The sequence below is a fragment of the Sulfitobacter sp. S190 genome (genome assembly GCF_025141935.1).
Taxonomy (GTDB): domain Bacteria; phylum Pseudomonadota; class Alphaproteobacteria; order Rhodobacterales; family Rhodobacteraceae; genus Sulfitobacter.
In genome coordinates this window covers 654,483-668,328 of sequence record NZ_CP081120.1, presented here as the reverse complement: position 1 = coordinate 668,328, position 13,846 = coordinate 654,483, and the positions used below count along the sequence as shown (strand labels likewise).

19 protein-coding genes are annotated in these 13,846 nt (G+C 60.0%); 12 read left to right on the top strand and 7 right to left on the bottom strand.

All coding sequences use genetic code 11. The features are described from left to right. The first annotated feature begins 34 nt into the window (after window positions 1-34). From K3756_RS03515 to K3756_RS03475, 9 genes are all read left to right on the top strand, one after another. Window positions 35-982 (top strand): aspartate carbamoyltransferase catalytic subunit, encoded by a 948-nt coding sequence (locus K3756_RS03515; protein WP_259990960.1) that lies wholly within the window; start codon window positions 35-37, stop codon window positions 980-982. Between the two features lie 123 nt (window positions 983-1,105). After that, on the top strand, window positions 1,106-1,642 hold the full coding sequence (locus K3756_RS03510; RefSeq protein ID WP_259990958.1) for a hypothetical protein: 537 nt from the start codon (window positions 1,106-1,108) through the stop codon (window positions 1,640-1,642). Between the two features lie 97 nt (window positions 1,643-1,739). Beyond that, a complete protein-coding gene (locus K3756_RS03505; protein ID WP_259990956.1) occupies window positions 1,740-2,171 on the top strand; it encodes a hypothetical protein in 432 nt (143 codons plus the stop codon). Between the two features lie 73 nt (window positions 2,172-2,244). Then, the gene (pyrC, locus tag K3756_RS03500) at window positions 2,245-3,519 is read left to right on the top strand and encodes a dihydroorotase (protein ID WP_259990953.1); all 1,275 of its coding nucleotides are present in this window, start codon (window positions 2,245-2,247) and stop codon (window positions 3,517-3,519) included. A 12-nt stretch (window positions 3,520-3,531) separates the two neighbouring features. Continuing rightward, window positions 3,532-4,140 carry a glycerol-3-phosphate 1-O-acyltransferase PlsY gene (gene plsY, locus K3756_RS03495; RefSeq protein WP_259990951.1) on the top strand — a complete coding sequence of 203 codons (609 nt, stop codon included), beginning with the start codon at window positions 3,532-3,534 and terminating at the stop codon, window positions 4,138-4,140. Further along, window positions 4,137-4,409 carry a hypothetical protein gene (locus K3756_RS03490; RefSeq protein WP_259990949.1) on the top strand — a complete coding sequence of 91 codons (273 nt, stop codon included), beginning with the start codon at window positions 4,137-4,139 and terminating at the stop codon, window positions 4,407-4,409. The genes plsY and K3756_RS03490 overlap by 4 nt, the downstream gene beginning before the upstream one ends. A gap of 88 nt (window positions 4,410-4,497) precedes the next feature. Continuing rightward, on the top strand, window positions 4,498-5,031 hold the full coding sequence (locus K3756_RS03485) for a GbsR/MarR family transcriptional regulator (protein WP_259990947.1): 534 nt from the start codon (window positions 4,498-4,500) through the stop codon (window positions 5,029-5,031). A gap of 55 nt (window positions 5,032-5,086) precedes the next feature. Continuing rightward, on the top strand, window positions 5,087-5,524 hold the full coding sequence (locus tag K3756_RS03480; RefSeq protein ID WP_259990945.1) for a hypothetical protein: 438 nt from the start codon (window positions 5,087-5,089) through the stop codon (window positions 5,522-5,524). Window positions 5,525-5,548: 24 nt separating this feature from the next. Then, window positions 5,549-5,881 (top strand): hypothetical protein, encoded by a 333-nt coding sequence (locus K3756_RS03475; RefSeq protein ID WP_259990943.1) that lies wholly within the window; start codon window positions 5,549-5,551, stop codon window positions 5,879-5,881. 73 nt (window positions 5,882-5,954) lie between these two features. On the opposite strand, the gene K3756_RS03470 is transcribed toward K3756_RS03475, so the two are convergent. Genes K3756_RS03470 through K3756_RS03460 form a run of 3 tightly spaced genes read right to left on the bottom strand, consistent with a single transcriptional unit; the run spans window position 5,955 to window position 8,661 of the window. Beyond that, window positions 5,955-7,325 (bottom strand): glutamate--cysteine ligase, encoded by a 1,371-nt coding sequence (locus tag K3756_RS03470; protein WP_259990941.1) that lies wholly within the window; start codon window positions 7,323-7,325, stop codon window positions 5,955-5,957. Window positions 7,326-7,383: 58 nt separating this feature from the next. Continuing rightward, window positions 7,384-7,911, bottom strand: a complete 528-nt coding sequence (locus K3756_RS03465; protein WP_259993473.1) for a hypothetical protein — start codon at window positions 7,909-7,911, stop codon at window positions 7,384-7,386. 27 nt (window positions 7,912-7,938) lie between these two features. Beyond that, the gene (locus tag K3756_RS03460) at window positions 7,939-8,661 is read right to left on the bottom strand and encodes a 16S rRNA (uracil(1498)-N(3))-methyltransferase (RefSeq protein ID WP_259990940.1); all 723 of its coding nucleotides are present in this window, start codon (window positions 8,659-8,661) and stop codon (window positions 7,939-7,941) included. An 11-nt stretch (window positions 8,662-8,672) separates the two neighbouring features. On the opposite strand from K3756_RS03460, the gene ubiA reads away from it, so the two are divergent. From ubiA to K3756_RS03445, 3 genes are all read left to right on the top strand, one after another. Continuing rightward, complete coding sequence (gene ubiA / locus K3756_RS03455) at window positions 8,673-9,647, top strand: 4-hydroxybenzoate octaprenyltransferase (protein ID WP_259990938.1); 975 nt, start codon at window positions 8,673-8,675, stop codon at window positions 9,645-9,647. A gap of 62 nt (window positions 9,648-9,709) precedes the next feature. After that, window positions 9,710-11,608 (top strand): OmpA family protein, encoded by a 1,899-nt coding sequence (locus tag K3756_RS03450; RefSeq protein WP_259990935.1) that lies wholly within the window; start codon window positions 9,710-9,712, stop codon window positions 11,606-11,608. Beyond that, window positions 11,605-11,925, top strand: coding sequence for a hypothetical protein (locus K3756_RS03445; RefSeq protein WP_259990934.1), 321 nt, complete (start codon window positions 11,605-11,607; stop codon window positions 11,923-11,925). The genes K3756_RS03450 and K3756_RS03445 overlap by 4 nt, the downstream gene beginning before the upstream one ends. A gap of 18 nt (window positions 11,926-11,943) precedes the next feature. On the opposite strand, the gene K3756_RS03440 is transcribed toward K3756_RS03445, so the two are convergent. The 4 genes from K3756_RS03440 to pgsA form a co-directional block, all read right to left on the bottom strand. Beyond that, window positions 11,944-12,390 (bottom strand): universal stress protein, encoded by a 447-nt coding sequence (locus K3756_RS03440; protein ID WP_259990933.1) that lies wholly within the window; start codon window positions 12,388-12,390, stop codon window positions 11,944-11,946. An 87-nt stretch (window positions 12,391-12,477) separates the two neighbouring features. Beyond that, window positions 12,478-12,921 carry a molybdenum cofactor biosynthesis protein MoaE gene (locus K3756_RS03435; protein WP_259990931.1) on the bottom strand — a complete coding sequence of 148 codons (444 nt, stop codon included), beginning with the start codon at window positions 12,919-12,921 and terminating at the stop codon, window positions 12,478-12,480. A 1-nt stretch (window position 12,922) separates the two neighbouring features. Continuing rightward, window positions 12,923-13,168, bottom strand: a complete 246-nt coding sequence (moaD, locus tag K3756_RS03430) for a molybdopterin converting factor subunit 1 (protein WP_259990930.1) — start codon at window positions 13,166-13,168, stop codon at window positions 12,923-12,925. After that, window positions 13,168-13,833, bottom strand: coding sequence for a CDP-diacylglycerol--glycerol-3-phosphate 3-phosphatidyltransferase (pgsA, locus tag K3756_RS03425; protein ID WP_259990928.1), 666 nt, complete (start codon window positions 13,831-13,833; stop codon window positions 13,168-13,170). The genes moaD and pgsA overlap by 1 nt, the downstream gene beginning before the upstream one ends. Window positions 13,834-13,846: the final 13 nt, after the last annotated feature.

Sequence of the window (13,846 nt, the reverse complement as noted above, 5' to 3'; positions counted from 1 at the left end):
CCGCCTATAACGGCGCAAACAAAGGGGATACCAGATGAGCTTTGCACACCGTCACCTGCTGGGCATCGAACCGCTGAACCCGCTTGATATCACGACGATCCTCGATCTGGCCGACAGCTATGCCGATCTCAACCGCCAGCCGAACAAGCACGCCGAGGCGCTGTCGGGGCTGACCCAGATCAATATGTTCTTCGAGAATTCGACCCGCACACAGGCCAGCTTCGAGATTGCGGGCAAAAGACTGGGTGCCGACGTCATGAACATGGCAATGCAAGCATCATCGATCAAGAAGGGCGAGACCCTCATCGACACCGCCATGACATTGAATGCGATGCACCCCGATCTGCTTGTCGTGCGTCATCCGCAATCCGGTGCTGTCGACCTGTTGGCGCAAAAAGTGAACTGCGCTGTGCTGAACGCGGGCGACGGGCGCCACGAGCATCCCACTCAGGCCTTGCTGGATGCCCTTACGATCCGGCGGGCGAAGGGGCGCCTGCACCGCCTGTCCGTCGCCATCTGCGGTGACATCGCCCACAGCCGGGTTGCGCGGTCAAACATCATGCTGCTGGGCAAGATGGAAAACCGCATTCGCCTGATCGGCCCGCCCACGCTGATGCCCAGCCAGATCTCGGAATTCGGTGTCGAAGTGTTCGACGACATGCGCGAAGGGCTCAAGGACGTGGATGTCGTGATGATGCTGCGCTTGCAAAAAGAACGCATGGACGGCGGCTTTATCCCCAGCGAACGGGAATATTACCACCGGTTTGGCCTGGACGAAGAAAAACTGTCCTGCGCGAAACCGGACGCAATCGTCATGCATCCCGGTCCGATGAATCGCGGTGTCGAAATCGACGGGACGCTTGCCGACGACATAAACCGCAGCGTTATTCAGGATCAGGTTGAGATGGGCGTGGCCGTGCGGATGGCCGCGATGGACCTGCTCGCACAGAACCTCAGGCAGAGCCGGAAAGGTGCTGCCTGACGTCCACGCTCAGAGCCGACGCCCACATTTTTGACAGAAAATCGGTTGGCTCGCGTGACCTGTCTGCGTTTCGACTATATCGATGGGACAGATGCACTGCTGATAAGGTTGGAGAGCGGCATAATGGCTACAATAGAAGTTCCCGCGCTCGAGAAAGGTGTCGTGCGCCTGTTTGCCGTTTCGCGCCCGATCCCCGACATGACCAAGGCACTGCGCGACGGCGACAAGAGCGCGATCATCGATGAGCTTCTTGGCCATGAGATCAAAGACGGCGGTGCAGAGCTTTTCCCGGTGTCGGATCTGACCGGGGTGGGCCTGCGTTCTTATCTGGTGGAAGGCTACGACATAGCGCCGGATGAACTGGCGAGAGACCGCAGCAAGCTCGAAGCGCTCGATGGCTATGTCCTGTTGCTGTTTTCATCGGGTCTGGACGGGCGAAAGGCAACGCTGACACCGCATTCCGACCTGACGCTGATCGGCACTTACGCGGAGCAGATGCCGGACAGAACGGCAGCTCCCCTCAAGACCGATACGGCCGCCCCCTATTCGGGCGAAAGCGCCGCAGAACCCGCGCCCGTTTCGAGATCGGGACCGGGTGGCCGTGTGCTGGTGGCGATCGGCATTGTATTGGCAATTCTGCTTTGGTGGATCCTGACATGAAAGAACCCAAACCCGATCCGAAAATGTCAGGTCGCATTGCGATGATCGCCTTGTTGATCGCCTTCGCCGTCGCGTTTGGCATGGTCTGGTTCGCGGGATGACCGCGCCTCTGGCGGTGTGGCGACCCACGCGCGCCGTCTTTATCCGCCGCACGGTCATGCTGACCGCGATCAGCCTCTTATTACTGACGCTTATTCTGTTACCGTTTGCCTATGCGGTCGAAAACTGGCTGGTGCTGCTCATCGGTCCGGTGTTTGTGCTGCTATACGCCAGCGCTTTCGAGGATCCGTCAAGATGGCGCAGTCTGCGGCACGACAAATGGGAACTTGAGCACGACAGGTTGACCTATGTCGGCGGCGAAACGCAGCTTAGCATTCCTTTGGCCGATATCACCGATGCCCGCGCCCGATTTGGATGGCACGTCGTATTGAAACTCAAATCGGGCATGCGTGCAGAAATGCAGTTCATGCGGCATCCCCGGCTTGTCGCTACGCAAATTCTGTCCACGCGCAACAGCATGGTGATCTGAGAGAGTGCTCGCGCTCTATTGACCCGGCGGCAGAAGTGTTTCACCTGATCGCGACCATCCGGAAAGAGCTCTTATGTCACTGCACTTTACCAATGCCGTTTTGATCGATCCCGAAGCGGGCACCGAATTCCAAGGTTCTGTCACCGTCGAAGCGGGGCGGATCACGGCCATCACGCCCGACGGGCTTGCCAACCCAAAGGGGCAGATCATCGATTGTCGGGGCAAACATCTGGCGCCCGGCATTGTCGATCTGGGCGTCAAGGTTTGCGAGCCCGGCGAGCGGCACAAGGAAAGCTACCGTTCGGCGGGGCTCGCCGCGGCCGCGGGAGGGGTGACTACGATGATCACCCGTCCTGACACCGATCCGGCCATAGACAGCCCGGAAACACTGGAGTTCGTGACGCGCCGCGCGAACGAAGCCGCGCCGGTCAACGTTTTGCCAATGGCTGCGCTGACCAAAGGACGCGACGGTCGAGAGATGACCGAGATCGGATTTCTGATGGACGCCGGCGCGGTCGCCTTCACGGACTGCGACAATGTCGTGACAGATACCAAGGTCTTTTCCCGCGCACTGACGTATGCGCGCAGCCTCGGAGCATTGGTCATCGCACATCCGCAAGAAGCAATTCTGAGCAAAGGCGCAGCTGTTACTTCCGGCAAGTTCGCGTCATTGCGCGGTTTGCCTGCCGTGTCACCTATGGCCGAACGCATGGGGCTGGATCGGGATATCGCACTGATCGAAATGACCGGTGCGAAATACCACGCCGACCAGATCACAACCGCCCGCGCACTTCCCGCCCTTGCGCGGGCCAAGGACAACGGGCTCGACATCACGGCGGGCGTGGGCATTCACCATCTCACGCTGAATGCGCTGGATGTGGCCGACTACAGGACATTTTTCAAACTCAAACCACCGCTGCGGGATGAAGATGACCGTTTGGCTGTCGTCGATGCCGTGGCCTCGGGATTGATCGACATCGTCTGTTCCATGCACACCCCGCAGGACGAAGAAAGCAAACGGCTTCCCTTTGAAGAAGCGGCGTCCGGCGCGGTTGCACTTGAAACGTTCCTGCCCGCCGCCTTGCGGCTCGTCCACGCCGAAATGATTGGTCTGCCCGCGCTTTGGCGGGCGCTGTCGTTCAATCCGGCACGCCGGTTGGGCCTGTCACAGGGGCGGCTTGCCGAAGGTGCGCCGGCCGATCTGGTTCTCTTCGATGTCAACGCGCCTTTCGTGATGGACCGTACCGCCTTGCGGTCAAAATCGCGGAACACGCCGTTTGACGGCATGCGGATGCAGGGTAAGGTGCTGGCAACTTACGTGGGCGGCGCCTGCGTCTTTGAGAAATGATCGAGCTATTGAATGCCCCTTTTTGAAACTGCCCTGCCACTTCTGATCCTGTGGGCCGTGATCGGCTATCTGATCGGGTCCATCCCGTTTGGCATCCTCGTGGCGCGTGTCATGGGGCTTGGCAATTTGCGCGACATCGGGTCGGGCAACATTGGCGCCACGAATGTCCTGCGTACCGGATCCAAGAAGGCGGCCGCTTTGACCCTGCTACTGGATGGGGGCAAAGGGGCGGTGGCGGTTCTTCTGGCGCGTGCGCTCATGCCGGAAGACGCGGTACAACTGGCGGCGCTCGGGGCCATGATCGGCCACTGCTATCCCGTCTGGCTCCGGTTTGCAGGGGGCAAGGGCATCGCCACGTTTCTCGGCATTCTTCTGGCACTGGCATGGCCCGTTGGCCTGTCCGCCTGCATCGCCTGGCTGATCGGGGCTACTCTTTGGCGCATGTCGTCGATGGGGGGGCTGGTATCGGCGGCGGCTTCCACCTTCCTGATGCTGGCTTTTGGGTATGGGTCGGCCATCCTTCTGGGTGTGTGCCTGACCCTGATCATATTCTGGCGGCACCGCGAGAACATTCGCCGGATCAAGTCCGGCACAGAACCGAAGATCGGTCAAAAGGGTTGAGCATCCCCGCGCCGGAAGGTTTAGCAGACCGACTGGCCGCGATCCCGCTGGGGACAAGCACTGGTCAGGCGCACGCGCGCCGATATACCGCAACCCGCAGTGTTTTTAACGAAGGCAGGTCAACCAAACTGGTTGCCGAAGCACTGGACGGGTCGGACTACATCAGCCTCAATTATTACGATCTCGCTCGCGGCGCACGGCTCGCCCCCTGCGAGATGCCGGCAGCTAAAGTCATCGCCTTCGTCCTTGCATACAAACCTGACACCTAAATTCCGGCGACATCCAAAAAGTTCTTGCGCGAGCAGAGATTTCTTATATTTCTGTCTATACAGAAATTTTCGAAAGAGAGCCTCCGAAATGCACCTGACGCCCGCCATGCAAAACTTCATCCTCCATTGGGGTGACATGGGTGCGAAATGGGGCACCAATAGATCGGTGGCGCAAATCCACGCGCTTCTGCATATCTCGCCGGAGCCGCTCTCGGCGGATGAAATCTGCGATCTTCTCGGGCTGGCGCGATCTAATGTCTCTACCGGACTCAAAGAACTGCAGGCCCTTCGAATGGTTAAATCCAGCCGCAAGCTAGGGGACCGCCGCGATCATTTCACATCGATCCGGGATATGTTCGACCTGACCACGACCGTTATCGAGAGCAGGCGTGAGCGCGAATATCTGCCAACCCTCGAAGCGCTCAAGAAAGTGCGCTCGGAGGCCGAGGACGACGCGACACCACCGGCGGTCAAAGAGCGAATTGCTCAAACGCTTGATACGATGCAGATGTTCGACACCTGGTACCAAGACGTCGCAAGATTGCCCCGCAGTGTACAGATGGCTGCGATCAAGCTGGGCGGGCGCATCGCCCGTTTCCTGCCAAAGGGAAAAGCGCCCTAAAAATTTTAACCTGCAATTTCTGTAATTACAGAAATAACCGATTAGAGAGAAGTATATGTTCTATAACATGCGCCCGCACCCCCTCCCGCCCAAACCGCGCTATATCATTGACCCGGTGGCATTTTTCGTCGCTCTGATCGGGGGACCACTGCTGTTCACCCTGCTGTCTTTTTGGGCGCTCTTCATCCCTGTGTTTGCACTTGTGTTCGGCGGTCCGCTGTATCTCGCTATCGGGCTCCCCGTGCTGCTGTGGCATCTGCGGAACCGCGATGCCGATCCCGGAAAAATCGGACTGCTTGCCTTTTTCGTCAACCTGATCCTGATGGCCCCTCTGGCCCTGTTTGCGGCCTTTGAACAGGACGCCGAAATCTACGTCGGCGGTCTGGCTCTGCTTGCCTTCGGGCTCATTTTCGCACCGGCCTGGGGCTATTTTTTCGGAAGAATTTACCTGTTTCTACGGCGGGATTTCTTTGCCCGCCCCCGCCTTCTTTGACCACCACCTGAAAGGAAACACACCATGACCCAACTGATCGTCGTCTATCTCGTTTTCGGTCTCGCCGCGCTAAGCGCTCTCGTGATCATGATCCTGCAGATCGGCAATATGCTGGCCGATTGCCCCAAAAACGCGGCTGCTGCCCGCACTGCCGCTGTTACCATCGCGACCGGTTTTGCCGCAATTGGCGGGGGCGGTATCATTCTTGTCGCCGCTATCATGCCGTTGGGAGCCGCATCGCCGACCGGCGCTGTTTTGGCGGCAAGCGGCTTTGTCGCGGCCTGTCTTGGCTTGGGCTTCACCCACGCCATCGGGACCCTGCGGGCCGTTTTGCAAGATGCGCGCGCCGAAGCCTGAATTTCGAGGCATTGAAATCGAAAAGAGCCGGGGCATTCCCGGCTCTTTGTTTAATACGGACCCATCTAACGGCTCAGTATGAATATTCGGCGTAAATACGGCTGAGATCGCCGTTCCAAGCTCCGTGATAGTCCTCCAGCAACTCATCCGCCGGAACCTTGCCGCTTTCGACACTTTCCTTGAGCGCGTTTAGGAAATGGGTCTCGTCCGGCACCATCCCTCCAGCCCCGGAACGGCCGCGGGCTTTCAGGCCGGCTTCGGAAATGGCGACGACCTCGCGGGCAAGTTCGTGCATGTTGACATCCCCGACCCGCGCCTGCAGCCCGTCGACCGACGCCGCGACGCGCAGCTCCTCGCGGGTTTGCGCATCCCAGCCTTTGACCACATCCCACGCCGCATCCAAGGCACCCTGATCGTACATCAGCCCCACCCAGAAGGCTGGCAATGCGCACAACCTGCGCCATGGCCCGCCATCCGCGCCGCGCATTTCGATGAATTTCTTCATGCGTGCTTCGGGGAAGGCAGTGGTCAAATGGTCGGCCCAGTCGCTCAGCGTCGGCGTTTCTCCGGGCAATGCAGGCAGCTTTCCGGCCATGAAGTCGCGGAAAGACATGCCAAGGGCATCGATATATTTGCCGTCCCGGTAGACGAAGTACATCGGCACATCCAATGCGTAGTCCACCCACCGCTCGAAGCCAAAGCCCTCTTCGAACACGAATGGGACCATCCCGGTACGGGCGGCATCCAGATCGCGCCACACCCTGCTGCGCCAGGATTTGTGACCGTTGGGTTTGCCCTCGAAAAACGGAGAATTGGCGAAAAGAGCGGTCGCCAGCGGCTGCAGCGCGACTGCTACGCGCATCTTCTGGACCAGATCGGCTTCGGAGCCGAAATCCAGATTGACCTGCACGGTGCACGTCCGGCGCATCATGACGCGGCCCATCGTGCCGACCTTGGTCATGTAGTCGTTCATCAGCTTGTAGCGGCCCTTCGGCATCAGATCCATTTGCTCGTGGGTCCAGATGGGCGCCGCGCCAAGGCCGATCCAGCCCACGCCAATCTCGTCGGCCACGTCCTGCACTTCGCGCAAATGGCTATTCACCTCATCGCAGGTTTCGTGGATCGTCTCGACAGGCGCCCCGGAAAGCTCCAGCTGCCCGCCCGGCTCCAGCGACACGTTCGCGCCGTCTTTCTCCAGCCCGATCAGCTTGCCCGCCTCTTCAACGGGTGCCCAGCCATGGCGGTCTCGCAGACCTTCCAGCATAACGCGGATCGATCGCTCACCTTCGTAAGGCAACGGCTTGAGCGTGTCCTTGCAGTAGCCGAACTTCTCGTGCTCGGTGCCGATCCGCCAATCCTCTTTGGGCTTGCAGCCGTCCGCAAGATACTGGGCCAATTGGTCAAAATGCTCGATCGGCCCGCCGCCAGACTGTGGAATGGACATGTATGGCTCCCGCTAACCCGTATGTTGATCCGCAACCTTGCGGAGATTCGTCATCGCGTCAATGCAGCAGCGCATGGGGCGGGCGCAAGGGGGTCCGCTCCCAAATCACGACCGCTTGAGGATGCGGGCGGTTCAGTTCGGACAACATGCGTTCGGTCCGCAGCCCCGGCAGCGTGGCAAAAGCGTCAAACAATGCGTCAGATCCTGCCGCATTCACCGGAATGAAAACCGGATCCTGTCCGGGCGCGTCCAGACGCCAGTGTGGCGGTTGATGCGCGGTATCGAGGCTGATCCGTTCCAGATCGCGCAGTGCGACAACGCCGCCCGTCAGCGGGCCGAAATAGCCGATTTGCCCTTCGTCCACCTGAACCGCGCCTGCACCGTCGCCGGGCCCGCGAAAGCGCCCCCGTTGCACACCAACAAAGGTAAGCGCCGCACCGCCCGCAACCAGACCACAGCCCACGATCCCGAGCAACTGGCCCGGACCCAGTATCCACCACAAGCCGAGCAGTATCACACCTACGCCTGCCAGTGCCTCGCGCCAGCGCCAGAGTGCAGCTTTCGCTTCGGGTCTAAAGAACATCAGGCATCCTTTCGCTGGCGCAAGTTACCATCATGACCAGTCTCCCAAAGCGCTTTGCCAAAGGGTCAGCGCAGCCACCGCCGCCGTATCTGCGCGCAAGATGCGCGGTCCCAACGACACAGGGACTGCGAGATCTAATGCGCGCAAACGGTCACGCTCGCGTGCGGAAAAGCCGCCCTCCGGCCCTATGAAGATCGCCCAGGGAGCCGGTTCACCAGCCAAGGGCGTCACAGGCACATCGTGGAGTGCTTCGTCACAGAACATGATGTGACGGTTGCCAGACCATTCGTCTAGTAACCGGTCAAAGCGCACCATCTCATCAACCTGCGGCACGAATGTCCCGCCGCATTGTTCTGCCGCCTCAATTGCATGCGCTTGCAAGCGGTCACGTTGAACGCGGCCTGCGTTGGTGAATTCGGTCTGCATTGGTATGATCCGCGCGGCCCCCATTTCGGCCGCCTTTTCGACGATAAAGTCGGTACGGGCCTTTTTGATCGGCGCAAAGCACAGCCACAGATCCGGTGGCATGCGCTGCGGGCCGCTCTGATCGGTCACCGAAAGTTCCCCGCCGCGTTTTCCCGCCTGCGTCACGGTGGCCCGCCATTCCCCGTCGCGCCCGTTAAACAGCAAAACCGCCGCGCCAACCTGTTGGCGCATCACGCCAAAAAGATAATGCGCCTGCCCCCGATCCAAAGGAACCGATTGCCCCGCACCCAAAGGGTGATCTACATAAAGCCTAATCTTCGCGTCCATAGGATCGATATATGCAAGAGCAGGCCCCGCCGCCAGAGGCACCGGACACAGGCACCGTGGCGGACGCATATGAGGACAATTGGGTAGACAAGTGGGCCCCCGCGGCCGCGCGCCCCTATTTGCGGCTCAGCCGTGCGGACCGGCCCATCGGGACATGGCTGCTTTTGCTGCCGTGCTGGTGGGGGCTGGCACTGTCGATGCTCCACGATCAAAAGGCCGGTTGGTTCGATCTATGGATATTTGCCGGATGCGCGATTGGTGCGTTCCTGATGCGTGGGGCCGGCTGCACATGGAATGACATCACCGACCGCGAATACGATGGTCAGGTGGCCCGCACGAGGTCGCGGCCGATCCCGTCCGGCCAAGTCACGGTCCGCGGCGCTGCAATCTGGATGTGCGTCCAGGCGCTGATATCTTTTGCAATTCTGTTGACCTTCAATACCGCAGCCATCCGTCTGGGCGTTCTCGCCCTCCTGCCCGTTGCGATCTATCCCTTTGCAAAGCGGTTCACATGGTGGCCGCAGGTGTTTCTGGGACTCGCATTCAATTGGGGCGCCTTGCTGGCCTGGACCGCGCACAGCGGCGAATTGCAAGCACCCGCGGTGGTTTTGTACATGGCGGGCATCGCATGGACGCTCTTTTACGACACGATCTATGCCCATCAAGATACCGAGGATGACGCCCTGATTGGTGTGAAATCGACCGCACGCCTTTTTGGGGAGGCCACGTCCCAATGGCTACGTCGCTTTTTGATGGCGACGGTTGGTCTGATGGGGCTCACGGTCATCTTCGCGCTGGTCCCGAACGCATCTGTGCTTGCCTTGGTAATCGCACTTGGCGGGCCGTGGGCGATGGGGTGGCACATGGCGTGGCAATTGCGTGGTCTCGACATCCACAATCCGGCGAAAATGCTACAATTGTTTCGGGTCAACCGCGACACAGGCATTATCCCGCTGGTGTTTTTTGCGATCGCGCTCTTGCTGTGATTGCACCCCCGTGCTGTGCGGCGTATCAACAGCGCACCGTTAACTGACGCAGAAAAGATCATATGCGCCTGTCATACCTGCTTACGATTGCTCTGACTTTTGCTGCTGCGGCGGTTGTCGCGCTTGTTGCTGCGAACTTCTCGGTAAAGCTTATCGAGAACTCATCCGAAATTGGCGTGCGCGATGCGCTGGACGACCGCGGCATGACATGGGCCGAAGTCGAGGCTGACGGGCTGCAGGTCTCACTATCGGGTACCGCCCCGACAGAAGCGGTGCGGTTCGCGGCCCTGACGACAGCGGGCACCGTCGTTGATGCAGCGCGGGTGATCGACGACATGATGGTCGAGGCCGAAGAAGCAATTGCGCCGCCCGCCTTTTCAGCGGAAATCCTGCGCAACGATGCCGGTCTTTCGGTTATCGGATTGATCCCGGCCACCACGGACCGCGATGCCCTGGCCGCTCAGTTTGCGGATGTGGCGGGCAGCACCGGCATCACCGATTTGCTCGAAACGGCTGATTATCCCGCGCCTGACGGTTGGGATCTCGCGCTCAATTTTGCACTGCGCTCGATCGAAAAGCTGCCCCGCGCCAAGGTTTCCGTCCGCCCCGACCGCGTGGCAATTACCGCAATCACCGACAGCTCCGCCGCGAAGGCCGCGCTGGAACGGACGCTGACCCGCACCGCTCCGTCGACACTGGCGCTCGAGCTGAACATCTCGGCCCCCCGCCCCGTCATCACGCCGTTCACCACCCGTTTCCAGATCACCGAGGAGGGTGTCGCAAGCTTTGATGCCTGTTCCGCCGATACGGATGCGGCGGCTGCACAGATCGTAAATACCGCCAAGGCTGCGGGCGCGGTCAACCCGCGCTGCACCGTTGGCTTGGGTGTACCGAGCCCGCAATGGGCGGATGCAGTCACGGCGTCGGTGAACGCGGTCACGAAGCTTGGTGCCGGATCGGTCACGATCGCGGACGCCGATATCCTGCTGCAAGCCATTGCGGGCACCGATCAAGGGCTGTTTGACGATGTTGTGGGAGAACTTGCATCGAATTTGCCGGACGTGTTTGCACTGCAGGCCAAGCTGCCCGAACTGCAGGATCCAAATGCCGGTCCACAGGAATTCACCGCGACCCTGAGCCCCGAGGGCCAGGTGCAATTGCGCGGGCGCGTCGGGGATGAGGCGAGCCGCTCGCTCGCAACCAGCTTTGCGCAGTCGCGTTTCGGGTCCGACAAGGTGTATACCGCAACCCGTGTTGTGGACGGCCTGCCGGTTGATTGGTCCACCCGCGTGCTTGCCGGTCTCGAAGGTCTGGGGATGCTTTCGAACGGCGCATTGCGCCTTGATCCGCAGGAATTGAGCCTGACAGGCAACACAGGCAACCCCGATGCATCCACCGAGATCGCCTCCCTTCTGGCCGGAAAACTTGGCGAAGATGTCTCGTTCGATGTTGATGTCACCTATCAGGAAAAGCTTGATCCCGTTTTGGGCCTGCCGACCCCCGAGGAATGCGAAGCCGAGATTGGTGAAATCGTGACCCGCGGAAAGATCGTGTTTGAGCCCGGTAGCGCGACAATCGACGCCTCTGCCCTCGGCACGATGGACGATATTGCCGAAGTGCTGAAGCGTTGCGGGAATCTGGCGCTCGAAATTCAGGGCTACACCGACAGTCAGGGGCGCGAATCGATGAACCAGGCCCTCAGCCAGAGCCGCGCTGAATCGGTCTTGAACGAACTGCGCGCCCGCCGTGTTTCTACCCGGTCCTTTGCCGCTGTCGGGTACGGCGAAGAAAACCCGATTGCCGACAACGGAACGGAAGCGGGTCGCGAGGCAAACCGCCGCATCGAATTCAAACTCATTCGTCCCGACACGGTGGACACTCCTGACGAAACAACGCTAGAAAGCGCCGCCGAAGGCACCGCTTCAGACCCAGAGACGACCGAAGAAAGCACAACGGAATGAGCCGATTTGAATTTGTCCTCGCAACGGCGATCATTCTGTTTGTTGCGTTCTGTCTTGGCTGGTTTGCGAATTGGCTTTTGCACCGGTTCACACGTGTTGCCGCCGACGATGTCGCGCAGCTTGACCGCATGAGCCAGGAATTGCACGAAGCCGAAGAAACGCGCGATCAGGCGATCACGTATCTGCAGCAGCGCGAGGCGGAGCTGACAAATCAGCTGGCCCAGACCGAAGCGGAATTGCGGGCCGCGATGGACGGGCTTCGCGATGCCCGCCACGAGGCAGAGGAAATGCGCGCCTTCATCGAGAACCAGAAGTAGCCTGCTCCGGATCTGGTTTTACGGCACGGTAAGGCACGGGCAGGACGCATCGCGGCTGATGAGGTGAGACACACTTCCCAGCATCAACCCCCGAAAATCACCCAGCCCCCGACGGCCAGTAACGATAAGATCGGCGTCGTCCAGACGGGCGCGTTCGAGCACGTCATGCGCAGGGTCTCCATGACCGATATGGACTTCCGGATCGGTGACGCCGTGCTTGGCGGCGATGGCCGATGCTTTTGCGCCAACCGCCTGCGCCGCTTTCATCAGCACATCTTTCTGGACCACTGTCGTCCCGACGTAGAAGCCCGAGATCGCTTCGGCCGCGAATGTGATCGTTTCTTCGCGGGGGGTGTGGCTGATCATCAACTTGGCGCCAAATTTACGCGCGATTTCGCAGCCCAGTGCAAGTGCCCTTTCGGACGGCTCGGACCCATCAAACCCAACAACTATCGTATCGATCATCGCGACATCCTCCTTTTCATGGATGCCGCCAGCTTGCCCCTTATGTCCGGCAAACACCTTGATCTGGGTCAAGCCTGCACAGGCCAGCTACCAACGCGACAATGCGTCCTCGTCCTCGTCGCGGGCCGCGACCCAGTCTGCGCTCTTGGCGGTGATTTCGCGTTTCCAGAACGGTGCCCGCGATTTGAGGTAGTCCATCAGGAATTCGGCCCCCGCAAATGCGTCGCTGCGGTGACGGGCGGCCGTGGCAACCATCATGATCATCTCACCCGGGACCAGACGGCCGTACCTGTGGATCACCAACACATCGCCCAGGGCAAACCGGTCCTGCGCGTCGCCCGCGATCTTTTCCAGCGCCTTTTGCGTCATACCGGGGTAATGCTCGATCTCCATCGCCTCCATCGGATCGTCGGGCAAATCCCGTACGATACCGGTAAAGGTGACAATGGCCCCCATATCGCTGTGGCCCTGTGCAAATTCTGTTGACAGCTTGCCAAGATCGAACGGCTCTTCCTGCACACGAACCTGCATATCAGCCGCCCGTCATGGGGGGGAAAAACGCAACCTCCCGAACACCATCCAGCGGCGCATCGAAATCCGACAGTTCCTGATCAAGCGCAACCCGCAAGGCCGATATGTCACTGAAAGCAGCAGCATAGCGTTCTTCGCGCGCCGAAAGCTCAGTGACGAGGTCGCGCACGGTGGTGGCCTCGCTTTCTACGCGTTCGCGCGGCAGTCCGATGCGTTCGCGCACCCACGCAAAATAGAGCACGTCCATTACGATGTCTCCTTGAGATAAGGAACGGATTTGCGGAAATAGTCCCACCCCGTGATCGCCGTCAAAGCCGCGGCGATCCACAGCAGCCAGAGCCCTGCCCGACCGGTCCATTCCATGCCGAACAGCTTCCAGCCAAGACCGAGCACGTCTTCTTCCTCGCCATTCAGGATGGCTTGGACCATCGCGTTGTCCATGCCAAAGACGCTCATCCCGAGATAATGTTCAAACACGCCTTGGGCGAACAGGACCGCGATGGCGGTCATCTGGAAGGTCGTCTTCCATTTTGCGAGTTTCGTGACCTTCAGCGTCCCCGCCGTGTCACCCAGATATTCGCGCAGCCCGGACACAAAAACTTCGCGAAACAGAATGACGGTCGCGGGCAGCACCAGCCACGGAGACCAGCTGGAAAACCCGATAATCACCATCAGCGCGATCACGACCATCGCCTTGTCCGCGATGGGGTCGAGCATGGTGCCGATTTTAGTTTCCTGCTTCCACGCGCGGGCAAGATAACCATCGAACCAGTCCGTGACCGCCGCGCTGACAAAGAGCAGCAGCGCAAACCAATCCGCATAGGGCCGCGTGAAATACAAGAACATCACTGCCACGGCCGGCGCCGCCAGCAAACGCAACACTGTTAGAATGTTGGGAATATTCCACTTCATGGCGCCACCTTAT

Bases quoted from the DNA above. Each gene is read 5' to 3' on its own strand.
- K3756_RS03515 (WP_259990960.1), top strand. From the start codon at position 35: ATGAGCTTTGCACACCGTCACCTGCTGGGCATCGAACCGCTGAACCCG.
- K3756_RS03510 (WP_259990958.1), top strand. From the start codon at position 1,106: ATGGCTACAATAGAAGTTCCCGCGCTCGAGAAAGGTGTCGTGCGCCTG.
- K3756_RS03505 (WP_259990956.1), top strand. From the start codon at position 1,740: ATGACCGCGCCTCTGGCGGTGTGGCGACCCACGCGCGCCGTCTTTATC.
- pyrC (WP_259990953.1), top strand. From the start codon at position 2,245: ATGTCACTGCACTTTACCAATGCCGTTTTGATCGATCCCGAAGCGGGC.
- plsY (WP_259990951.1), top strand. From the start codon at position 3,532: ATGCCCCTTTTTGAAACTGCCCTGCCACTTCTGATCCTGTGGGCCGTG.
- K3756_RS03485 (WP_259990947.1), top strand. From the start codon at position 4,498: ATGCACCTGACGCCCGCCATGCAAAACTTCATCCTCCATTGGGGTGAC.
- K3756_RS03480 (WP_259990945.1), top strand. From the start codon at position 5,087: ATGTTCTATAACATGCGCCCGCACCCCCTCCCGCCCAAACCGCGCTAT.
- K3756_RS03475 (WP_259990943.1), top strand. From the start codon at position 5,549: ATGACCCAACTGATCGTCGTCTATCTCGTTTTCGGTCTCGCCGCGCTA.
- K3756_RS03470 (WP_259990941.1), bottom strand. From the start codon at position 7,325: ATGTCCATTCCACAGTCTGGCGGCGGGCCGATCGAGCATTTTGACCAA.
- K3756_RS03460 (WP_259990940.1), bottom strand. From the start codon at position 8,661: ATGGACGCGAAGATTAGGCTTTATGTAGATCACCCTTTGGGTGCGGGG.
- ubiA (WP_259990938.1), top strand. From the start codon at position 8,673: ATGCAAGAGCAGGCCCCGCCGCCAGAGGCACCGGACACAGGCACCGTG.
- K3756_RS03450 (WP_259990935.1), top strand. From the start codon at position 9,710: ATGCGCCTGTCATACCTGCTTACGATTGCTCTGACTTTTGCTGCTGCG.
- K3756_RS03445 (WP_259990934.1), top strand. From the start codon at position 11,605: ATGAGCCGATTTGAATTTGTCCTCGCAACGGCGATCATTCTGTTTGTT.
- K3756_RS03440 (WP_259990933.1), bottom strand. From the start codon at position 12,390: ATGATCGATACGATAGTTGTTGGGTTTGATGGGTCCGAGCCGTCCGAA.
- K3756_RS03435 (WP_259990931.1), bottom strand. From the start codon at position 12,921: ATGCAGGTTCGTGTGCAGGAAGAGCCGTTCGATCTTGGCAAGCTGTCA.
- moaD (WP_259990930.1), bottom strand. From the start codon at position 13,168: ATGGACGTGCTCTATTTTGCGTGGGTGCGCGAACGCATCGGACTGCCG.
- pgsA (WP_259990928.1), bottom strand. From the start codon at position 13,833: ATGAAGTGGAATATTCCCAACATTCTAACAGTGTTGCGTTTGCTGGCG.